Annotated in this window: 24 protein-coding genes and 1 pseudogene; 9 read left to right on the top strand and 16 right to left on the bottom strand. The window is 40.9% G+C overall.

Translation table 11 applies throughout. The features are described from left to right. Positions 1 to 27 precede the first annotated feature (27 nt). Positions 28 to 474: a hypothetical protein gene (locus P2W73_RS24825; RefSeq protein WP_276504804.1), complete on the top strand. Its 447-nt coding sequence runs from the start codon at positions 28 to 30 to the stop codon at positions 472 to 474. A gap of 59 nt (positions 475 to 533) precedes the next feature. Here P2W73_RS24825 and asnB read toward each other — a convergent pair whose 3' ends face one another. The 6 genes from asnB to P2W73_RS24795 form a co-directional block, all read right to left on the bottom strand. Next, a complete protein-coding gene (gene asnB / locus P2W73_RS24820; protein WP_439145500.1) occupies positions 534 to 2432 on the bottom strand; it encodes an asparagine synthase (glutamine-hydrolyzing) in 1899 nt (632 codons plus the stop codon). A gap of 76 nt (positions 2433 to 2508) precedes the next feature. Then, entirely contained in the window at positions 2509 to 3156 is a 648-nt protein-coding gene (locus tag P2W73_RS24815) for a DUF2911 domain-containing protein (RefSeq protein WP_276504803.1), read from the bottom strand. A 10-nt stretch (positions 3157 to 3166) separates the two neighbouring features. After that, the gene (locus tag P2W73_RS24810; RefSeq protein ID WP_276504802.1) at positions 3167 to 3727 is read right to left on the bottom strand and encodes a DUF2911 domain-containing protein; all 561 of its coding nucleotides are present in this window, start codon (positions 3725 to 3727) and stop codon (positions 3167 to 3169) included. A gap of 293 nt (positions 3728 to 4020) precedes the next feature. Further along, positions 4021 to 4611, bottom strand: a complete 591-nt coding sequence (locus P2W73_RS24805; RefSeq protein ID WP_276504801.1) for an acyl carrier protein phosphodiesterase — start codon at positions 4609 to 4611, stop codon at positions 4021 to 4023. A gap of 110 nt (positions 4612 to 4721) precedes the next feature. Beyond that, on the bottom strand, positions 4722 to 5390 hold the full coding sequence (locus P2W73_RS24800; RefSeq protein ID WP_276504800.1) for an SdpI family protein: 669 nt from the start codon (positions 5388 to 5390) through the stop codon (positions 4722 to 4724). Between the two features lie 22 nt (positions 5391 to 5412). Beyond that, positions 5413 to 5676, bottom strand: coding sequence for an autorepressor SdpR family transcription factor (locus P2W73_RS24795; RefSeq protein ID WP_276504799.1), 264 nt, complete (start codon positions 5674 to 5676; stop codon positions 5413 to 5415). Positions 5677 to 5969: 293 nt separating this feature from the next. Here P2W73_RS24795 and P2W73_RS24790 point away from each other — a divergent pair, with 293 nt between their 5' ends. From P2W73_RS24790 to P2W73_RS24780, 3 genes are all read left to right on the top strand, one after another. Then, positions 5970 to 6407 carry a hypothetical protein gene (locus P2W73_RS24790; RefSeq protein ID WP_276504798.1) on the top strand — a complete coding sequence of 146 codons (438 nt, stop codon included), beginning with the start codon at positions 5970 to 5972 and terminating at the stop codon, positions 6405 to 6407. Positions 6408 to 6613: 206 nt separating this feature from the next. After that, positions 6614 to 7057, top strand: a complete 444-nt coding sequence (locus P2W73_RS24785) for a hypothetical protein (protein WP_276504797.1) — start codon at positions 6614 to 6616, stop codon at positions 7055 to 7057. Positions 7058 to 7218: 161 nt separating this feature from the next. Then, positions 7219 to 8193, top strand: coding sequence for a deoxyhypusine synthase family protein (locus P2W73_RS24780; RefSeq protein WP_276504796.1), 975 nt, complete (start codon positions 7219 to 7221; stop codon positions 8191 to 8193). A gap of 193 nt (positions 8194 to 8386) precedes the next feature. Here the strand turns inward: P2W73_RS24780 and P2W73_RS24775 are convergent, their stop codons facing one another. The 9 genes from P2W73_RS24775 to P2W73_RS24735 all read right to left on the bottom strand — a co-directional run bounded on the left by P2W73_RS24775 (position 8387) and on the right by P2W73_RS24735 (position 17782). Next, the gene (locus P2W73_RS24775; RefSeq protein ID WP_276504795.1) at positions 8387 to 8773 is read right to left on the bottom strand and encodes a hypothetical protein; all 387 of its coding nucleotides are present in this window, start codon (positions 8771 to 8773) and stop codon (positions 8387 to 8389) included. Positions 8774 to 8896: 123 nt separating this feature from the next. Further along, positions 8897 to 10435, bottom strand: coding sequence for a M28 family peptidase (locus P2W73_RS24770; RefSeq protein WP_276504794.1), 1539 nt, complete (start codon positions 10433 to 10435; stop codon positions 8897 to 8899). A gap of 77 nt (positions 10436 to 10512) precedes the next feature. Next, entirely contained in the window at positions 10513 to 10977 is a 465-nt protein-coding gene (gene rpiB, locus P2W73_RS24765) for a ribose 5-phosphate isomerase B (protein WP_276504793.1), read from the bottom strand. Positions 10978 to 11133: 156 nt separating this feature from the next. Beyond that, positions 11134 to 11988, bottom strand: coding sequence for a twin-arginine translocase subunit TatC (gene tatC / locus P2W73_RS24760; protein ID WP_276504792.1), 855 nt, complete (start codon positions 11986 to 11988; stop codon positions 11134 to 11136). A gap of 161 nt (positions 11989 to 12149) precedes the next feature. Then, the gene (locus P2W73_RS24755) at positions 12150 to 13400 is read right to left on the bottom strand and encodes a hemolysin family protein (RefSeq protein ID WP_276504791.1); all 1251 of its coding nucleotides are present in this window, start codon (positions 13398 to 13400) and stop codon (positions 12150 to 12152) included. A 54-nt stretch (positions 13401 to 13454) separates the two neighbouring features. Then, the gene (gene gmk, locus P2W73_RS24750; protein WP_276504790.1) at positions 13455 to 14030 is read right to left on the bottom strand and encodes a guanylate kinase; all 576 of its coding nucleotides are present in this window, start codon (positions 14028 to 14030) and stop codon (positions 13455 to 13457) included. 146 nt (positions 14031 to 14176) lie between these two features. Beyond that, entirely contained in the window at positions 14177 to 15481 is a 1305-nt protein-coding gene (murA, locus tag P2W73_RS24745) for a UDP-N-acetylglucosamine 1-carboxyvinyltransferase (protein WP_276504789.1), read from the bottom strand. 167 nt (positions 15482 to 15648) lie between these two features. Beyond that, on the bottom strand, positions 15649 to 16356 hold the full coding sequence (locus tag P2W73_RS24740; RefSeq protein ID WP_276504788.1) for a DUF4290 domain-containing protein: 708 nt from the start codon (positions 16354 to 16356) through the stop codon (positions 15649 to 15651). A 226-nt stretch (positions 16357 to 16582) separates the two neighbouring features. Continuing rightward, positions 16583 to 17782 carry a choice-of-anchor E domain-containing protein gene (locus P2W73_RS24735; RefSeq protein WP_276504787.1) on the bottom strand — a complete coding sequence of 400 codons (1200 nt, stop codon included), beginning with the start codon at positions 17780 to 17782 and terminating at the stop codon, positions 16583 to 16585. Positions 17783 to 18069: 287 nt separating this feature from the next. Here P2W73_RS24735 and P2W73_RS24730 point away from each other — a divergent pair, with 287 nt between their 5' ends. The 5 genes from P2W73_RS24730 to P2W73_RS24710 all read left to right on the top strand — a co-directional run bounded on the left by P2W73_RS24730 (position 18070) and on the right by P2W73_RS24710 (position 21082). Continuing rightward, positions 18070 to 19188 carry a glycosyltransferase family 4 protein gene (locus P2W73_RS24730; protein WP_276504786.1) on the top strand — a complete coding sequence of 373 codons (1119 nt, stop codon included), beginning with the start codon at positions 18070 to 18072 and terminating at the stop codon, positions 19186 to 19188. Positions 19189 to 19226: 38 nt separating this feature from the next. Next, on the top strand, positions 19227 to 19574 hold the full coding sequence (gene gldC, locus P2W73_RS24725) for a gliding motility protein GldC (RefSeq protein WP_276504785.1): 348 nt from the start codon (positions 19227 to 19229) through the stop codon (positions 19572 to 19574). Positions 19575 to 19680: 106 nt separating this feature from the next. Beyond that, positions 19681 to 20133: a GatB/YqeY domain-containing protein gene (locus P2W73_RS24720; RefSeq protein WP_276504784.1), complete on the top strand. Its 453-nt coding sequence runs from the start codon at positions 19681 to 19683 to the stop codon at positions 20131 to 20133. Positions 20134 to 20218: 85 nt separating this feature from the next. Beyond that, on the top strand, positions 20219 to 20761 hold the full coding sequence (locus P2W73_RS24715; protein WP_276504783.1) for a CvpA family protein: 543 nt from the start codon (positions 20219 to 20221) through the stop codon (positions 20759 to 20761). Between the two features lie 90 nt (positions 20762 to 20851). Then, complete coding sequence (locus tag P2W73_RS24710; protein WP_276504782.1) at positions 20852 to 21082, top strand: hypothetical protein; 231 nt, start codon at positions 20852 to 20854, stop codon at positions 21080 to 21082. Here the strand turns inward: P2W73_RS24710 and P2W73_RS24705 are convergent. After that, a pseudogene (locus P2W73_RS24705) lies at positions 21083 to 21192 on the bottom strand (IS982 family transposase); the annotation flags it as partial.

Below are 21192 nucleotides of genomic sequence, written 5' to 3'. Positions count from 1 at the left end.
CAATTAATCATTCAAAACCAAATAATCATGAAACAAGTACTCGTCCTGGCCTTCTTGCTGACAGGATTTGTCGCAATAGCCGCCCCGGTTCCTTCTAAAGTAAATGACAAAATATTAAAAGCCTTCAACGAAACGTTTGCCTCGGCCCAGGATGTAAGATGGCACGAGTATGACGATTATGCACAGGCAAATTTTAAAGTAAACCTTATCCAGATAAGAGCCCAGTATTCTGAAGATGGAAAGCTGATAAGAACTATCCGCTATTATTCAGAAAATGAATTGTTGCCAAATATCGTTGCTAAACTGAAAAAGAAATATGCTGGCAAGGAAATAACAGGTGTTACCGAATCATCTTCTGACGATGAAGTGAGCTTTACTATCAATCTTAAAGATGAAAAGCACTGGTATATCGTTAAGACTGATGTGTACGGCAACCTGCAGGAAAGCGAAAAATTCAAAAGAGCCGACAAATAGTTTGTGGTGTTTTAGCAGAACCCTAAAATGTAAATGTCCTGCTTTTAGCAGGGCATTTTTCATTGCATAAGCCAACCTGCTGTTAAATAGCGCCAGTCGTCCGTATTGACTTCATAGGCAGCAGATGGCCGTACTGGCCTGGCCAGGGCAGTTGCTGACAGTATTTTTTCTTTGACCAATAGCTTTCTGCTGTCAAATATCATATCCTGTAGTTTTTTATGTTGCATCCATTTCTTTTGAGGTGGTTCAAATCCAACCTTATCTTTTCGCCAAACAATATCATGCGGTAATTTTTGCTGCATCGCCTGGCGCAATAACCATTTTGTCCATCCATCCCGGATTTTAAAATTCGGTGGCAGACTGAAAATAAAGGTTACCAATTCGTGGCTTAAGAAGGGTAGCCGTATTTCCCGGCCATGTGCCATGGAATTTCTGTCGGCATAGCGCAACAGCTCCTGCAGCCCATGGATGCAGGTGTTGAAATATAAGACACCGTTCAGTGTTCCAAGGTCAGGCGTTGTATAATAAGCTTCCTTACTTTGGAGTTGAATAAAATCTTTATGCAGGTGTTCATGATTAAGTGCGTTAAAAAGATATTGTCTTTCCAGTATGACAGCGGCAAGGTCAGGAAGCAGCGAAGCCATTATATTTTTAAAGCCAAATTCTTCAGCAACACCGATTTTCCTGGCAGAAGGAATTTCTTTACTTCTAATCAGCCGTCGCCGCTGAAAAAGTTCCTGCCAATACCATTTGTAATACTTATGATAGCCTGCCAGGACCTCATCAGCACCCTGGCCATCGAGAAGCACTTTTATATTTTGTTTTTTTGCCAGCTCAAAAACTTTGTATTGAATAAAGGCACTGGCGGATGATACGGGTTCCTCCTGGTGATGCATAAAACTATCCCAATTCAGAATGAGGTCGTCAGCCGTAATTTCCAATTGATGCTGTTGCAATTGAAACCGGTTGGCCACCTCGCCGGCGAATACTTGCTCATCTTTTTCAAACCCCGGAAATATTGCTGTAAATGAATTGAGCGGACCGGCTTGCGTGTTGAGTTGAGAAATTGCGGCAACTATTGAAGAGCTGTCAAGACCTCCGCTCAATGAGCAGCCAACGGTTACGTCACTTCTTAATCGTTTTTTTATAGCCTTTGTAAACAGGTAAGTGAATTGTTCTATCGCCTGCATATCGGTGATAGAGCTGTTTTCAACTTCAGTATCAATATCCCAATATTTTTCAATGCTTAGTTCGCCGGATGCCTGGCTATAATAGAGCCTTGAGGCAGGAGGAAGTTTAAAGATTTTTTCATAAAACGTCTCTTCGGGTCGCTCCGGGTTGTCTACATAACCGATGGTAATGAAGTTGAACAACATTTTCAGGTTTACTGATCGTTGCACACCAGCGGCCCACAATGCCTTCATTTCAGATGAAAAGCAGAATTCGTTGTTTGCAAAGTGATAGAAAAAAGGTTTTTCACCAAACCGGTCACGGGCAGCAAAAAGTTCTTTTTCTTCTTCATCCCAAATGGCAAAGGCAAACATGCCATCAAAATGTTCAACACACTCATCTTCCCAATGGGCATAGGCTGCCAATATCACCTCGGTATCTGACTGCGTCTGAAATGTAAATCCATGCTGCTCTAATTCCTTTCTTAATTCAAGATAGTTATAGATCTCGCCGTTGTGAACGATTGTATAACGGTCAGCCGGATCGTAGTGCATCGGTTGTGATGCTTGTTCGCTAAGATCAATGATGGATAGACGTCGATGCCCCAGGCCGGCGGACCCATTGCTGTTGGCCCATATTCGTTCTCCATCCGGCCCCCTGTGCTGAAGGGCATTCGTCATGGACTGAAGTTTTTGCTTCAAATGAAGATGACCTTCTTCACTCCCCTTTAGGGCCTGCCTGCCGGCAGGCAGGAATGGGGGGCTAATAATACCGGCAATGCCACACATATTGTAAATATCGAAAATAATTGTGAGCGGTGGTTAGATACCGGGTAATACGAAGTAAACATCACCTTGGATTCAATCAGAATTCGATAGGAAGCTTAGCGAGGACATCGGCCCAGGCGATGATCAGGTTAGCACCTTTATCTGCTTTTTCAAAAACCATCGTGAAGTATTCAAGCGAAGATCCATTTGTACTTACCGGAATTTCAAAACGGGCTACATCCTTGGTGGTATCCTGTTTAAGGCCCCAGGTATCAATATTGCTATTTAATACGATCGTCCATTTATCTACGTGAGGAATGCCATACAAAATATACCGCCCGGCTTTTATTTTTTTTCCCTGGATGGTAACGTTTCGGTAAAAATCAATTTCTGTGGCCTCATTGGCCCCAAGCCGCCAGAGTTCATCATATTTTAAAATGCCATTGAACAATGCCCGCCTTTGCAAATGTGGCCGGCTATAAATAACTCTTGCTACCGGTGGGGGAATTTTGCCACCATTAGCCATTTTAATTTTTGGATAATCTACCGGAAAATAACTCATGTCCATGGGAGAGATATCGACACTGGCATAAGTGTTAACCGTGTTGTTTTCAGGAACAGTATTGATTACAGAATCCCTGGGTTTTATTGTTTCTTCTGCCGGCTCTTTTTTTTCTTCCTGGTTGCAAGCAATAATAAAACTTAAAAGAAGGAATACAGGCGCACTTTGTTTGATCACTTTCATATAGCTTAACTTATAAAGACATGGGCAATGAACATTTTACATTTTCCCACGCAACAACCAGGTTCATAGTGGAATTATTTTTTTCAAAGGTCATAGCCAGTGATTCAACCGGCTCGGCCAATGTTTGCACAGGGGCGGTAATCCGTATTACATCCTTTGCCTGGTTATATTTGAAAGAACCCCAAACATCCGTCTCTTTGTTGATAATAAACGTCCAGGTTTTTTCTTCGACAATGGCATAGAGTGTATAACGACCTTTTGGAATTTTCTTATTGTTAATAACAACAGGTTTATAAAACTCGATCTCGGTAGCTTCGTTGGCTCCAAGCCGCCACAGCTTTCCATATTCAACCAGGCCACCAAATATGGAACGGCCCTCTTTTTTGGGACGACTATAAATAACCCTTGCCGTAGGCGACTCGGTTATTTTATCCTGTGTTTTTAAACTTGGATACTTCACCGGGTAATAACAAATATCCAGTGGTGATTTATCTATGGCAGGAAGCTCGGATTGGCCAAAGGCAATCATAGTAAAAAATAATCCGATGCAAAAAACTAAGTTCTTTTTCATGTGTTAATTATTATTGCTTTTGGGTCACATGTAATTCGCCATAAAAATTTTTATCGCAGTTGGTATAAATTACTCGAAAATTTTTATGGCTCATTTCATATAATTTTTATGGTTTTTGATCACCTGCCCGCCTGGCTGGGTGTAGTACACTCATTCGTTTATCTACAAATTGAGACGATATAATCCCGCAAATCGTGTGTTTGCTGCTCAAAAATATAGTCCCCTGTGACAAAAAATGTATTTGCAAAAATAAGCGATTCAAATATTGGGCAACCGTCTTTTGTTGATTTTAGTCAGCCATTTAGTGATTCATACTGCCGGTGAATGAAAGGTTTAGCATCTTTCCAGAAATGACGAAAACAAGACTGCAAGGGTTGGTAGTGTTTTTCAAACAAATAAGCAGCCGTTTCACTTTCCTGGAGGTGCAAAGAACGACGCACCAATCCGCCAAAACTTTTCTCGGTTCCCCAGCGGGTACGGTAATTAAAAAGCCAGTTCTGGCCTCTCATGTATGGAAACATACTGGCAAAACGTTCCGGCAACCAGTCCTGGTAGTTTTCTAAAATACTGTAAACTGTTTGAGAAAAATTGAAAAGAGATGTTTCGGTAAACTCCGTTTCATCGGTAGCAAGAAAGTGATCATAAACTACATCGATAAATGCGCCGCTATACAGTCGATAATCAGGCCGGAAAAATTCCTTGGCCTCCTTCGTAGCGGGGTGATCATCCGTAAAGCTGTCGATGAGGCGATGAAGCATGATGCCCGCCTGGATGCGAAAGGGATAGTCGAACTTTTTTTTCCCTTTCACAAAGTCACTGATCATATTACCTACCAGCACTTCCGGGTCATTAAAGGAGAGATAAGCATGCGCCAGGTAATTCATAAAACAGGTTCAGCTAACAAGATACGTCAACTGGCTTTACCGGATAGTCCAACGTTTGGTCTGCTTTTTTATTTTATCTGGCTTGATTGGTGACACAAAATATTACCTGCTCAATTATTCCCGGATAGTTCATTTTGCTTTTTGTATAAACGATACGAATAAATAACCGGTACGATAACGAGGATCATGGTGGCAATAAAAAATAAGATCATAGCTATTGTGTCTGGTAGAATAAGACATAGTGCCGCCAATGCTAAACCCCCTGCGAACCAAAGTTTGCCTGCCAGTAAATGAGTCTTCCGCCAATTTTCTTCGTTGTTCAAAGTCCATGGCACACGTATGCCGGCAAAATAATTTGGTTTTATAGTGTGCATGTAGTTACCCAGAAAAGAGAAAAGTATTCCCACTGCTGCAAATATGTAATGGATACCAAGTTCAAAACTTCCTTTGACAGTAGTATATAGAATAAAGCATGACAATGCGGATAAAAAAAACCCTACACAAAACCCAATACTTTTCAGCCTGTCTTTATTGTCAGCTGCATATTTTTTGGGATCTATCTTATAAATATTTGACAGCAAAAAGAACAGGCCTGCAGACATAGCTGCCAACACCAGGATCATGATCAGCAATTCTGTTTTATTACCATACCTGTCGGGATTACCTTTCCAATCGAAATGCAGGGGAACCTGCTCCGGCAATTGTTGCCAGATAACGGCGAGATAAATAAGAGGGGCTATAGCAACCGGCCAGATAAGAAGTTTAAAGTATTTAGTCATTGGTAATTTTTTTTAGTTCGTATTATCGCTTCTTTGTTTTGAACTGCATTAGCCATTTCATGAGTTCATCCACCACTGTTGTATTTAATGAATAATAAACATATTGCCCATCTTTTTCTGCAATTACCAGCTTTGCCTGCTTTAGCAAATCGAGGTGGTGTGAAATGCTGGGACCGGATATCTTGAAACGCTCCACAATTTCCCCGGCGGTCATATCCCTTTCCTGCAATAATTGCAATATTTCCCTGCGGGTAGGATCATTGAGGGCTTTAAAAATTGTGTTCATTTGTACAATTCGTTCATTAGGTATTTAGACAAATATCTAAATAATTTTTGGTTTAAGAAAATAAAAAACTGTATCAATTGCGGAACACCGGCTTACGAAGGGCAGAAAAATAGGGATGTACGGTTAATAAAATGAAACCTGTGTTAACAGTGTTTAACAGCCATTTCCATTAATCCTAATTCGCTTGTCAAGGGGTGTAACCTAATCTACTTTTACACCGTCATACTAACCATCCCGATAATTATCGGGAGAATTTTTAAAGTAAACCTTAATCATTAAAATAATCAGAAATCATGAAAAAGATCATCATCATGCTGGCCGTAGCGATAAGCAGCTTTACTGCTTTTGCCAGCGACGAAAACGTAAATTCAACTGTGTTAAGTTCCTTTAACAAAGAATTCGCAGGCGCAAAAGATGTGCAGTGGACAACGACCAGCAATTATTACAAAGCTTCTTTCGTTTTTAACGATCAGTTTGTATCGGCTTTTTATCAACTGGATGGCGAGTTAATAGCTACGAGCAGAAATATCAGCTCACTCGAACTTCCCATCAATTTACAAACCAGTCTTAAAAAGAATTACAATAGTTATTGGATATCTGACCTCTTTGAAATATCCAACAATGAAGGAACCAGCTATTACATTACACTTGACAAAGCCGACTCTAAAGTTGTATTGAAATCAAGTTGCAGTGGTAAGTGGAATGTTTTCAAAAAAGCAACAAAGATCTGATCTTGTATCTCTTTCTCATAGGCAGTTAGTTTTGGTGTGTGGTAAAACAATCCCCGGCTTTCTTCGGGAAGCGGGGATTTCTTTTTAAACATAATCAAGTTGATCGTTCTATTCCGTGCCTCCCTGAAAATTCAAAAAAGTAATTTCTATAATCGTATATCATTAACCCTGTCTGCCGAGAGGCAGGCTTAAACCTTTAATTTTTTATGAAAAAGAGTCTTTTAACACTATCATTGTCGCTGATAGTAATCAGCATGGCTTCATTTGCCAGCCCAACTAAAGAGGAACCTAAAACCGTCCTGGCCTTCAACAAAATGTTTACAGGCGCCACCCATGTAAAATGGACAAGCGAACAGGATGGCTATTCACAAGTGGCTTTTATCTGGGGTGATCACAGAACCATTGCTTTTTTTGATGCCAATGCAAAATTTGTAGGCAGCATTCGCGGTATTTTCTTTAAAGAATTGCCACTGTCTGTTATACGGTCTGCAAACCGGATATTCAATGACCCTCTAGTACTGCAGGTGTCCGAAATCTACAATGAAGAAGGTATTCGTTATTCTATGGAAATAGAATACAAGCATAAATTGTACAATGTTAAATTCGATGCTCTTGGCAGCATGATCGAAAGAACAAGAATAAAAAGATAAATCGTAACAACAATTTAAAAATGCCCCGCAGCTAGGGGGCATTTTTGTTTGCTCAAAACTGTATTTTTGCGGCTCTGTTTCTGCCAAAATCTAAAGGCAGGTTATGCCGCATTGTCTCATGCTATTATGATCCGAAGGCGGTTTTACAAAATAATTGTAAAATGAATAAAGGTCCTGTTTCGCAATTTATCCAGCATCATTATCGCCACTTCAATGCAGCTGCACTGATGGATGCCGCTAAAGGCTATGAAACACACTTGAATGAAGGTGGCAAAATGATGATCACCCTGGCCGGCGCCATGAGTACGGGTGAACTGGGTATTTCGCTGGCAGAAATGATACGCCAGGGAAAAGTGGATATCATCAGTTGTACAGGTGCTAATCTTGAAGAAGATGTGATGAACCTGGTTGCACATTCTAAATACAAGCGCATTCCGAATTACCGGGATCTGACACCAGAGCAGGAGTGGGAATTATTAGAAAATCATTACAACCGTGTTACGGATACCTGTATTCCGGAAGAAGAAGCTTTTCGCCGATTGCAAAAGCATTTAGTGAAACAATGGAAGGAGGCTGAAGCAACAGGCGAACGGTATTTTCCTCATGAATTTTTATATAAGACCATTTTAAGTGGCGAGTTAAAACAGTATTACGAAATAGATCCTAAGGATAGCTGGATAGTAGCGGCCGCGGAAAAAAATATTCCGATCGTGGTTCCGGGTTGGGAAGATAGTACTACAGGAAATATTTTCGCCAGTTATGTCATCAAAGGCGAGCTGAAAGCCAGTACCGTAAAAAATGGAATCGAATACATGGTGTACCTGGCGGATTGGTATAGAAACAATTCTTCCGGAAAAGGCGTTGGTTTTTTCCAGGTAGGTGGTGGCATTGCCGGTGACTTTCCTATTTGCGTGGTGCCAATGATGTACCAGGATCTGGAGTGGCATGATGTTCCATTCTGGAGTTATTTCTGCCAGATCAGTGATTCTACCACTTCCTTTGGCTCTTATTCCGGAGCAGTACCAAACGAGAAAATTACCTGGGGTAAGCTTGACATCAAAACCCCCAAGTTCATTGTAGAAAGTGATGCGACGATTGTTGCGCCGCTCATTTTTGCATGGGTGTTGGGTTGGTGAAACCCCATCCCCTAAAGGGGTGTTCCGAAGAGTCTTTAGTTATTAGATTGTTTTTGTTGCAGGCTGTAGAATAACTATGAGCTTTTGTTGCGACGCTTCATTCAGGGTTCTGTTCGCTATTCAGTAATAATAATAAAACCCCGAAATAGAGATCGGGGTTTTATCGTATGGGAGGTATGGATCAAAACCGGGATCAGTGTCTTCTGTCTCTGCGGTCCTCACGACGATCTCTCCTGTTTTCTTTTCTGTCACGAACATCCTCTCTTCTGTCTCTTACATCCTCACGGCTATCTCTTACGTCTTCACGGCTGTCACGAATATCTTCTACTTTATCTCTTATACCACCATCGTGGCGGGCATCACGAACATCTTCTCTTTGATCACGAACGTCCTCACGACGATCACGCCTGTCTTCTTTCCGGTCTCTCCTGTTTTCTCTCCTATCCCGTACATCTTCCCGCTTGTCAAGGCGGTCTTCAATTCTGTCGCGACGTTGAGCAGAAACTGATTGAGTCATCAAAATGGCCAGTATCAAAGTACAAGCGATTAATAAAGGTTTAAAAAGTGGGCTTGTTTTCATGTTTATGTTTTTTAAGTGGTTCAGTGGTGGTACAATAAATAGACCGGCTGTTGGGTAGCGGGTTTAATCGGTATAAAAAAAGGTGGCCTTTTGACCACCCTTCTTATCAAATTTCGATGAAAATCAGAACCCTTTTGGCTTTTCGAGCTTAAGATCCCTCTTCAACATTTCGTTTCTGTTAGCCATTTCCCAGGCTGTATAAAATACCAACTGTCCTCTCTTTGCCATCAGCTTGTAATTGATCTTGTCGGGTGTGTCAGTAGGCCGGTGATAGTCAGCATGAACCCCGTTAAAATAGAAAATAACCGGTACCCCTTTTTCAGCGAAATTGTAATGATCGCTGCGATAATAAAAGCGATTTTTATCATTGGGGTCATTGTATTTTCTGTCGAGTTTCATTTTAGAATATTTGCTGTTCACCGCCTCGGTGATCGGGGTTAGGTCAGTGCTTAGTTTATCATCACCAATGATATACACATAGTTTACCGAATCCTTATCTTTTAAATAATCTTCGCCAATACGACCGATCATATCAATATTCAGGTCAACAGTTGTTTTTTCTAAAGGATAAACAGGATGGTTAGCATAATACTCACTGCCCCATAATCCTTTTTCTTCACCACTTACTGTCATAAATAAAACACTTCTTCTTGGGCCTTTACCGGCCGCTTTGGCTTTTGCAAAAGCTTCAGCCAACTCAAGAATGCCGGTTGTTCCGCTCCCGTCGTCATCAGCACCATAATAAATAGTACCGTCACTTCTTTTACCTACGTGGTCATAGTGCGATGTGATCAAAACATACTCATCTTTTTTATCGGTCCCTTCTATCAGTCCCAATACATTCGATGCATACACAGTGGACGTGGTTTTGAAATACCCTAGATCTACATTGGCTTTGACTATTTTTGAAGCCAGCGGAGTGGTCTTCATTTTTTCAAGGATGCCTTTGCCTTCACTGCCCAGGATCTTTTCTGCAATGCCTTCAGATATGGTGAATGTCAGTGGTAAAAAGCCTTCCTTATAGCCGTGCAGGCTATATGAGGATAAACCGTTGAAGGTTTTGCGGGGATAATTCCCATAGACAATCAACACCGCTGATGCCCCTTTTTCCTGTGCTTTTCCAATTTTTGAAAAGACATTGGCCGGTGAATTAAAACCAGACACAGAAGGTTTGTAACCTGCGGGAGAACCATCCAATATCATCACCAGTTTTCCTTTTACATCCAGGTCCTTATAACTGTCAATATCGCCATCTACGATTCCATATCCTGCAAATGCCACTTCTGAAAAAGGCATTTCAGCAGTATGGTTGATCATAGTATTCGGTTGAAAATCGTTGTTTAGCTCAAAAGCCTCACCGTTCACTTTTAAAGTGGTACTGGTTACTGAGTCTTTATAAAGGGGATATAATTGCCGGTAGCTGTCTTTGTTACCTGGCAGCAACCCAAGAGACTTAAAATGAGATTCAATGTAATTAGCTGCTTTTTCAAGGCCGGGTGATGGAGTATCACGGCCTTCCATTTCAGGACCAGCTATAATGTACAGGTGTTTCTTCATATCCTCCGCAGAAATGGTGGCAGCAAAATATGCAGGTGTATTCTTTTTTTGCGCTGTTGCAATAAAGCAGCTGAGCAATAGCGCCGGCAGCAGAAATTTTCTCATTGATGATTGTTTAAATAAAAAAATAACCTCAAACTTAAGTATAAAAAGTCTGAGGTTACCAACGATATGATGAGTGGTTAACTATTTACTGCGCAGGCTATTTTCTCCACCCGGCTTGCGTGGCGACCACCTTCGAAAGCTGTAGTGATAAATGTACTGACCATTTTTTCTGCGTCCCCTTCCCGTACAAAACGGGCCGGTATACAAATAATGTTGGCATTATTATGTTGTCTTACAAGGCTTGCAATTTCATCGCCCCAGCACAATGCGGCCCTGATATTTTGATGTTTATTGGCGGTGATAGCCACTCCATTGGCAGTTCCGCATAACAGGATACCAAAAGCGGCCTCGCCATTTTCAACGGCTGATGCGACCGGGTGCGCAAAATCGGGGTAATCAACAGAATCTTTTGAATAAGTACCAAAGTCTTTATATGAAAGTCCTTTGCCTTCCAGGAACGAAATCAGGTCTTCTTTGTAATCATATCCGGCATGATCACTGCCAATTGCAATTGGTTTGCGAAGGTCAAAAGGAGATGTCATAACAAAAAAATTAGAAGTCAGAAATAAGAAGTACGAGGCTTCAATAAACACAAAGCTACTGTATTCATTTCAGAACCTGACAGATGAAGCTGGTGGTAGGCAGTGTTTTATGGCATATCCGACCTTTAACCTCCGGCCTCCGATTTTATACCTCAGTTAACTCCACTCTTCCAGCTGTTGATCTTGTTTTTTATTGACGCGGGAAGCAACGATGATGCTTGCTTCAAACAATAAATAGAGAGGCAATGTAACTATGGTAAGACTGAATGGATCCGTCGATGGTGTGATAATAGCGGCAGCAATTATTATGATGATAAATGCGTGACGGCGATATTTTCTTAAAAATCTGGCAGTAACAAAGCCTACCTTGGCCAACACCATTATTAACAGCGGCATTTGAAATAATACGCCAATACCTACAGTGGTATAGATGAGATTTTCAAGATAATCTGAAAAGCTGGGCATTATCTTTATCTGCGAACTCAGCTTATAGTTAAAATAAAAGTTAACCATAAATGGTGTCAGTATAAAATAGCCAAATGCTACACCTGTAAAGAAGAGTAATGATACCCAAAAGATGACGCCTCTTGTATTTTTTCTTTCCTTATCCGAAAGGGCAGGCCGGACAAAACGCCAAAATTCAAAAAATACATAAGGGAAAGCTATGATAAAACCACCGATAAAGGCTACTGTAAAAGAAGCGATAAACTGGCCCGTCATCGTTGTTTCCAAAAACTCAGTTTTCACCGGTGGAAAACAAAGCGCATCACCTATGCCAATATTATTTCCTAGCCGGCACATCCATCTCGCAGATACAAAATCGGGTTTTGTTGGTCCGAAAAGAATGGTGTCGACAATAAATTCAGAATAAATAAAAACAACAATGGCACAAACCAGGATAGCCACCACTGAACGAATCAAATGCCAGCGCAGTTCCTCCAAATGGTCAATAAATGACATTTCATCCGTGGCATTCTTCTTTCTGCGGTTAAAAAAATCCAGTAAGGCCATAGTGTATTTTAAAAAAGTGGGGCAAAGATAGGGAGCAGTATGCAGTTGGTGGTCGACAGTTTATAGTTTGCAATTGGCAATAAGCAATAGGCAATGGGCAAAGAAGGAGTAAAATAGCTACAACAGGGCACTATCGTACCTCCGACCTCTTACCTCGTACTTCATTTCAGTTTCTTCATCTTCACCATTTCAATCCGGGTATCACTTACGCTGATAACATCGAATTCATAATCATCAATGATAATGCGTTCTTTTTGTTGGGGAATGGTTTCATGATAATTTATAATATAACCCGATAATGTTTCCGATTCATTTTCGGGGAATTCAAAATTGTATTTTTCCTCCAGGTAGTCCAGCTCCAACCTCCCGGAAAAAATAAATTCATTTTCAGCTATCTGTTTCTCTACGAACTTTTCCCGGTCATATTCGTCCTGGATTTCACCAAACAGTTCCTCCAGCACATCTTCCATAGTAATGATACCCGCTGTTCCGCCAAACTCATCCACCACCCAGGCAATACTTTTTCTTTCCCGGCTAAATTTTCCAATAAGGTCGGCTGCACTCATACTTTCAGGAACGGCCGGAATGGGCAAAAGGATCGACTTAATATTGTCGGGTAATTTAAAAAGGTCAAGCTGGTGTATGTAGCCAGACAAATGATCTATATCATCTTCATATACGACCAGTTTACTCAATTTCGTCTCCACAAACTTTTTCTTGACCTCTTCGATCGGGGTAGAAAGTGTTACTCCCACAATCTCTTTTCTGGGTACAAGGCATTGGCGAATTTTTACTTTTGGAAACTCCTGTGCATTTTCCAGTAACTGTGCGTTTCGGTCCTGCCGGTCTTCATCAATATTTTGTTCAAAAAGATTTTTTAATTCACTATGTGACAGGGGCTCTTTATGTTTATCAACCCGTACATTAAAAACATATTTCAGCATCCATTCTGATAAATTGATAAAGCCTTTTGCAATGGGTGAAAACATTTGAAAGAAAAAATCGGTAACCAATGATAGGTTGGAGAGCAAAATGTTGCTACGGGCCCTGAAAATGGCACGGGGTATAAATTCGGCAAAAATCAAAACCAGGAACGTTGCAATAGCAATTTCAATTAAAATGTGAACGATATCTGCCCCTACTACAAAATATCTCCACACGGGTTGCATCACTGTACTGATCTGCAAACTGAAAAAAACAAGAAAAATATTGAAGCCGATTAAGGTTGCCCCAATAAAGTTGGCCGGCTCATCAATAAACTTACTTAATAAGTGAGCAGAAGTGCCACCTTGTTTGCGCTTTAATTCAATAGTTAACCGGTTGGCGCTATAATAAGCCATTTCAATACCTGCAAAAAAACCCATCAGCAGCAGGGTCATTACAAACCAGGTTATTGTTTTCCATTCCACCATAGGGTAAAGATAATAAACGGCTGCCTTTGGTGGCCAGTAGGTGGCAAATCTTGCTTATAGCCCCAAAAACTCTTTCACGATCTCTTCTGCTTTGGCGCAGGCTTTTTCCAGATCATCATTTACGATGGATTTATTAAAATGTTCTTTGAAAGATATTTCGTACGAAGCCTTATTTACCCTGGCCTGTAAAGACTCGGCGGTTTCGGTTCCCCTTCCTTCCAATCTTTTTTTGAGTTCATCCACAGAGGGAGGTTCTATAAAAATTGTGAGTGAAGTGTCAGGGTATTGTTGTTGCACATGAATAGCTCCTTTTACATCAATATCCAATAAAGGGCAACGATTGTTATTCCAGAGTCGTTCCAGCTCACTTTTAAGGGTACCATAGTATTTTCCTTCATATACCATCTCCCATTCTACAAATTCATTGTGCTGTATTTTTTGTTTGAACTCCTGCAGGGGGATAAAATAATAATCAACGCCGTTGGTTTCATAACTGCGGGCTTCCCGGGTGGCGGCCGAAATAGAAAAGGCTAATTGAGGAAATACTTTCAGCAAATGTCTTGTGATCGACGTTTTGCCGGCGCCGGACGGGGCCGTGATGATGATGATCTTATTTTGAAAGGAGCTCATGCGCAAAGAAAAGAAATGAAACGGAATGGAGCTTCTTCTCTTTTATTTTTTTGCCAGGTTTGTCTAATAAAATGTATCCAATACTTTACTTATTTGGTTGAGGGTTCGTACCCCTCTCCCTCGGAGAGGGGTTGGGGTGAGGTTTCTCAAATTCTTTTAATATCGGCTCCTAATTTTTTCAATCGTTCATCAATATATTGATAACCCCTGTCGATTTGTTCAATATTCTGGATAGTGCTTTTTCCTTCGGCGCTAAGGGCTGCAATCAAAAGCGAAACACCGGCCCGTATATCGGGGCTGCTCATGGTGATGCCGCGCAGTTGTTGTTCTCTTTCCAATCCAATAACAACGGCACGATGCGGATCGCATAATATTATCTGGGCCCCCATATCAATCAGTTTATCCACGAAAAATAAACGGCTTTCAAACATTTTTTGATGGATCAATACACTGCCTTTTGCCTGTATGGCTGTTACTAATACGATACTTAAAAGATCAGGTGTAAAGCCGGGCCAGGGATGATCGTATACGGTTAATACACCTCCATCCAGGTAGCGGTGCACTTCATATATCTCCTGTGACGGGATATGAATATCATCGCCTTTAAAATTCATTTTAATACCTAATTGCTGAAATTTTTCAGGTATTATTCCAAGATGTTCTATTCCAGCATTTTTAATAGTGATATCGCTCTGTGTCATCGCTGCCAAACCTATGAACGAACCTACTTCTATCATGTCCGGCAACATGCGATGCTCAGTGCCGCCGAGATAATCGACCCCTTCAATTGTCAATAAGTTGCTGCCTATTCCGCTGATCTTTGCTCCCATCCGGTTGAGCATTTTACACAGCTGTTGTAAATACGGTTCACAGGCTGCGTTATAAATGGTAGTAGTTCCCTTTGCCATTACAGCAGCCATTACTATGTTGGCCGTACCCGTCACGGAAGGCTCGTCCATCAGCATATTCATTCCTTTTAGATCAGGTGCTTCCAAATGGAAGAATCCATCTTCCGGGTGATAGTTGAATGTCGCTCCCAGCTTTTCGAAACCAATAATATGTGTATCCAGCCTTCTTCTTCCGATTTTGTCACCACCGGGCTTAGGGATAAAAGCTTTTCTGTAGCGTGACAGCATGGGGCCCGCCAACATTACCGACCCCCTAAGTCTGCCGCTTTTCTTTTTATATGCTTCACTGTGGAGGTAGTCAATGTTTACATTATCAGCCTGGAAAATGCAGGTGTCACGTTGTGGTCTTTCCACTTTCACATTCATTTCACCTAATAACTCAATCAATAGGTTTACATCAAGAATATCGGGGATGTTTTTGATAGTGACTTTTTCTGGCGTAAGTAAAACAGCACTGATAATTTGTAGTGCTTCGTTCTTTGCGCCCTGGGGAATAATATCGCCGGATAGTTTTTTTCCACCTTGTACTTCGAATGAATGCATGATATGATTAAAAGTTGATCAGATTATTAGTTAATAAGGACGGCTGCAAGGTAAATATTTGACAGGATTGGTAACAAAGATCTGTTGCAACTACGCCTGCTATTCTTAAAAAAGAAAAAGTTGACAAGCAAACCTGTCAACCTTTTCAGATGATTTTTTATAAATGATTAGTAACGTTTTTTCTTAAACTTACCCCCGCCGCCGCCACGGTCGCCACGGTCGTTCCTGTCATTGCGAAATTGTCCGCCACCACCACCGCCACCATTGCGTTGTTGAAATTTACCTCTCGGTTTACCGTAGCCCCCACGATCTCTGTCTCCCCGGTTATCCTGTGGGCGGAATGCCTTTACATACGGTGTGTTGGTAAAGGTCAACTGTCCATTAGTGATGCCTGTCAATTCGCTTTGGATGGCGTCGTCATGCGCCGTTTCTTTATGCCAATTGTTATAAGCCAGCTTCATATAATAAGCGATAGCATTGGCGAATCCTGACCGTTTTTCAGGATCTTCTTCTTTCAATGCTTTCTTGATAACTATTTCCAGGTTTTTACCCAGGTGAGAATGTCTCGGATATCGCTTAGGGTAAGGGAGAGGATGAGGCTTTTCGCTCAGTGATTCCCTTGTAGGAATAGGGTAAGGTGATTTTACGTCCAGTTTAAAATCCGAAATAAAAAATAAGTGATCCCACAGTTTATGACGAAAATCTTCAACGTTTTTGAGGTGAGGGTTGAGAAATCCCATGAGTTCGATCACCGCCTGTGCATTTCGCTGGCGTCTTTCCGGGTCTTCAATGCTCAACAGGTGCTCGATCATTTTTTGCACATGCCTGCCATATTCACGCATAGCCATGTTATTTCTCGTCGTATTATATTCCATAAATGGTTGTAAGTAGAGTAACAAATGTAGAGAAAGAAATCGGAAGTCCGGGATAAGAGATCAGATTGCGCCAACCGTCAAGACTCAACCGATTACAATGAGTTGTTTGTATTCGAAAGTCCGGTATTGTCGGTAAGCCCCTTTAAGGGTTTGGGGTGCTAAAAAAAGAAAGGGGCCCCGAACCAAGGCCCCTTTTACAAGCCACCATCCTCTTCCACCTAAGAGGTCATTTAATTAAAAATTGAGTTACGCTGGTTTCAAGGCTTTTTTTATCGGTAAGCCTAACCCAATATACACCCGGCTCTAATCTTGCCAGCTCCAAATAAGGCGATCCAAAATCAACAGCTAAATCCCTTGACACCGCCATTTGCCCCAACGTAGTATAAACAAGAACTTTAAAAATTCCTTTCGTTTTATTATCAAATTTGATACCAACAATACCCCTTGAGGGGTTGGGATAAATAGAAAATTTTGTTTTTGCGGAACTTTCCAGCACTACCTGCCGAATATTACTATAGCGAATATACCCATTAATGTAGACCTGCTTTATCCTGAAGTAAAACGTTCCGGTCTCACCATTGTTCGCAGTAAATGTCATTTTATATGGACTGATTGTCTCAATGTTTTTATTGACAGTGCCAATACTTGAGAAATTTGTACCATTTCTACTTACTTCTACTTCATAGTAATAACTGGCTTGATCATCGTCTGCTTCCCACTTCAAATCCACTTTTTGATTGGTTAATTTATAAACATTAAAGGTGCGAATGTTTAAGGGAAGCACCATGGCCGGGCAATAGCAATATTCAAAACGAATGTTCACTTGTCCGGAAGTCGCAATTCCAATTGAGGCATTTCCTCCACTTGAAATAGTCACCCCGGCATTGATAGTATAATTATATAAGAGGCTATCGTGGCCGTAAAACTGGGTCAGATCTCCTGAATTCGTGATGGTAACACAGTTGGATTTGGCATTTAGCACAGTGTCATTGACCACCTTGCCAAAGTCTGGACCCGAACCTGGTACTCCGTCCTGTCCCAAAAGGGAAAATGAATAATTTTTACCATCACTGTTAAATATAGGTGTACTTAGGCCGGGGCCGGTTAGCATATCCGTTCTGGAATAACTTGCCGTATAAGTATGAGGCGCCACCTGGTTGTTTTCAAAAGACAAGCTGTCGACGATACCAGTAATAGTAAGGCAAAGCCGCATACAATTGACCATGCCATCGGCAGGGTCAAACTTGGGCAGATAAATCGGCATCGATGTGTTTCCCGCCGGAATAGCGAAGCTGGTGTCAAAAGCTACACTTGTGGTGGGAGCTCCATACCCGTCCGGGCACTGAGCGTGGCCTTTATGTGAAACAAAAAAGGCGATCAATAAAAACAGTAATTTAAAAAAAAGTTTTTTGTATAAACGGTTCATAGGCCATGATTTGTGTCCTGCCTATTGGATTCTCTCTATAATGTAAAGGTAAACCTGGGTTTAACAACGTACAATTGTATAAATGCCCGTTTTGATGTGCAGTAATAAGCGAATCTTATCTGTAAAATGACTTGCAAATAGTCGAAGCCTGAAACAGGAAATAGCTTCGAGCTAAAACGATAAAAAAATCAGGTGATCAGCCTTTTTTACAAAGAAGCAATACGATTGGTGCCAGTATTTTTTACCTGTAAAATACCGATACCGAACCGGTTAACTTTGCAGCGGCCATGAAAATAATCATTGATACAAATCTTTTATCGCGGAAACCTGCAAATGGATATGCGCTTTTTGTATATCAATTATTACGCTGTCTTATAAAGCAACAATGTGACGATTATTTTATTCTCATTTCCGATCGACCGCATGCACCCGAATTTTTCTTCGATGAAAAAGTGAGAACGATTGTAGCGGGTCCTAAAATTAATAATCGTATTCAGCACAAATACTGGTATGATATCAAAGTTCCTTTGCTTTTGAAAAAATATAAAGCTGATATTTTTGTTTCATCCGCAGGATACTGCTCTTTCAACACCCGGATTCCACAATGCATAATGCTGCCAAATCTTTCCTTTTTGCAGCCCTCCTCTCCTCTAAAGAAAATGCACCTGTTTTTTTTAAAAAGGTATATGCGAAGAGCTGTTGAAAAAGCAGAAAGCATTATCACCTTTTCAAATTTTTCCAAAGCCGCTATTTTATCCAATTACCCGGTTGAAGAAGAGAAACTACATGTCATAAATGGTGTCGCCGGCGATCTCTTTCGCTGCCTTAACGAAAACGAAGAAGCAGAGATAAGAGCTCAATATACCGGTGGAAAAAACTACCTTATTTATGCTGACAATGTTTCCCCGCTTAAAAACCTAACCAATCTTTTAAAGGCATTTTCAGTATTTAAAAAGCGTCAAAAAGCCGATTGGAAATTTGTATTGGCGTCAAGCGGTATGGATAAGAAATTTATGGAAAGCCTGCGGAGTTATAAATACCGTGATGATATAATAACAGTGGTATTGGAAGGCGAAACGCAATTGGCTTTTTTGCTGGGAGCTGCTTATGGAATGGTTTTTCCCTCACCTTGCGAGGATCAGTATATTCCTTTACTCCAGGCGATGAGCAGCGGCGTACCGGTGATAACCTTTCCCGGCTCTGCATTTGAGGAGATAGCCGGGGATGCAGCCTTATATGCGGATATTACCAGTCACCAGGAACTTGCTGAAAAGATGATGCTATTATATAAAGATGAAGCATTGCGCAACCAGCTTATTGAAAAAGGTAAAAGGATTGCTGCTGTCAATGACCAGCAAAGAGCCGTGACGCTTTTTTGGCAAGGCATTCTGAAAGCCATGGAATGATTTAATTACCTTTGCCCCCTTTAATTTTAGAAACACTTATGAATTTGTCTAGTATTAATATTAATGTGCACACTGACGAGAACCGGATTCCCGATGCTATTACCTGGAATGCTTCTGATACAACTGTTGATAATGAGCAGAAAGCAAAAGCCATGATGCTGTCTTTTTGGGATGGAGCGGAAAAAACAGCGCTACGAATCGATCTTTGGACAAAAGATATGATGGTGGATGAAATGGCCGATTTTTTTTACCAGACCATGATGACAATGGCGGATACTTACGGCAGAGCGACCAATCACAAAGAAATGGTAGGCGAAATGAAAAAGTTTGCGCAGGATTTTTACCAGAAATTCCGTGAAAAGCAAATGAAAGAAAATAAAGCCTAGAAGAGATCAGAAGCCGGATGTCGGAAATCAGCGGTATGAAGTATAAATTGTAACTACAGGTTATATCAATTATAAACCGCAAACAATAAACTATAAACTTTTTTATATGGCTCTCGAACAAAAAATTATGGCTGAACTGAAAGCAGCAATGCTTGCAAAAGACGAAGCTGCATTGCGGAGCCTTCGTGCAATCAAAGCCGCTATACTTCTTGCTAAAACTTCTGAAGGCGCCGGCGGTGAATTGAAGGAAGAAGATGAAATAAAGCTCTTGCAGAAATTGGTGAAGCAACGTAAAGATTCGCTGGAGATTTTTGAAAAACAAAACCGTCCGGAACTGGCTCAAAAGGAAAAAGAAGAAATAGAGATAATTGAAAAATTTTTGCCAAAGCAACTTTCGGCGGAGGAATTAAAAGAGGCCTTAAGTAAGATCATTGCTGAAACCGGCGCCAGTTCACCGGCTGACCTTGGCAAAGTGATGGGAATAGCAAGCAAGCAATTTGCCGGAAAGGCTGATGGGAAAACTATTTCAGCCCTGGTAAAAGAGCTTTTGACTAAATAAGAGCCCATATTAAGTTTAATATTTTTTTATAGATCTGGAAGAACTAAATCTATCCGCCTTCACGTTATGCAGGTAAACCCACAGCATGTTTATTGACATCCTTTTAATTGTTGTTTTAGCATTGGCAATAATAAAAGGCTATCAAAGGGGTTTGATAGTAGGCGTTTTTTCTTTTATTGCTGTCGTTATTGGACTGGCCGCAGCCATGAAACTTTCTACTGTGGCAGCCGGTTATATTGGTACAGCCCTAAAAGTTTCTGATGCATGGCTGCCTGTCATTTCTTTTGCGGTAGTTTTTATATTGGTCGTATTATTGATCCGGCTTGGTGCAAACCTTATTCAAAAAACAGTTGAAATTTCTATGCTGGGCTGGGTGAACAGGCTCGGAGGAATATTATTATACATTGCTATTTACGTTCTTGTTTTTAGCGTAGTCCTTTTTTATGCCGGGCCGATCAACCTGTTACAACCAGCCACTACCGCCAATTCTGTAAGTTACCCCTATATTCACCCGTTGGGACCAAAAGTGATTGATGGTTTTGCGTCAGTGGTTCCTGTATTCAAAGGCATGTTCACTGATCTCCAAAATTTCTTCGGAGGAGTGGCTCAATCCGTTGAACAACATTAACGGTCTTTTTGGCCGGCAAAGTTTGGTACTCATCTTTTAAAAGCCTATGTTTGTTAGTCTATAAAATTAGTAGACTACCAAACTTAAGGTATGAAACTAAATTTGCTCAGATTAGCAATTCCAATGTTTTTATTTTTCATCGGGTTGGAGTATTATTATTCAAAGCGCAGGGGAAAAAATTTGTTTCAATATGCTGAATCGATCGCTAATCTCAATGTAGGTATTGCTGAAAGGCTTCTTGATGTTTTCACTACCAGTTTATTCTTTTTTGTATTCGTTTATATCCACGATCATTTTGCACTATTTAATTCAAGTTGCTAGTTAAAGGGTGAGCTTATTCAGGGTAAAAGCCAGAATAAACATCACCAGTTTTAGCAGGAACCCCTTAAAGGTCACTGCATGTATTTTTCTTAAAAACAACGCCTTTATTT

The sequence above is a fragment of the Terrimonas pollutisoli genome, assembly GCF_029360765.1.
In the GTDB taxonomy this organism is placed as follows: domain Bacteria; phylum Bacteroidota; class Bacteroidia; order Chitinophagales; family Chitinophagaceae; genus Terrimonas_B; species Terrimonas_B pollutisoli.
Note: the sequence above shows the minus strand (reverse complement) of the source record. Positions and strands in the feature narration are given on the sequence as shown.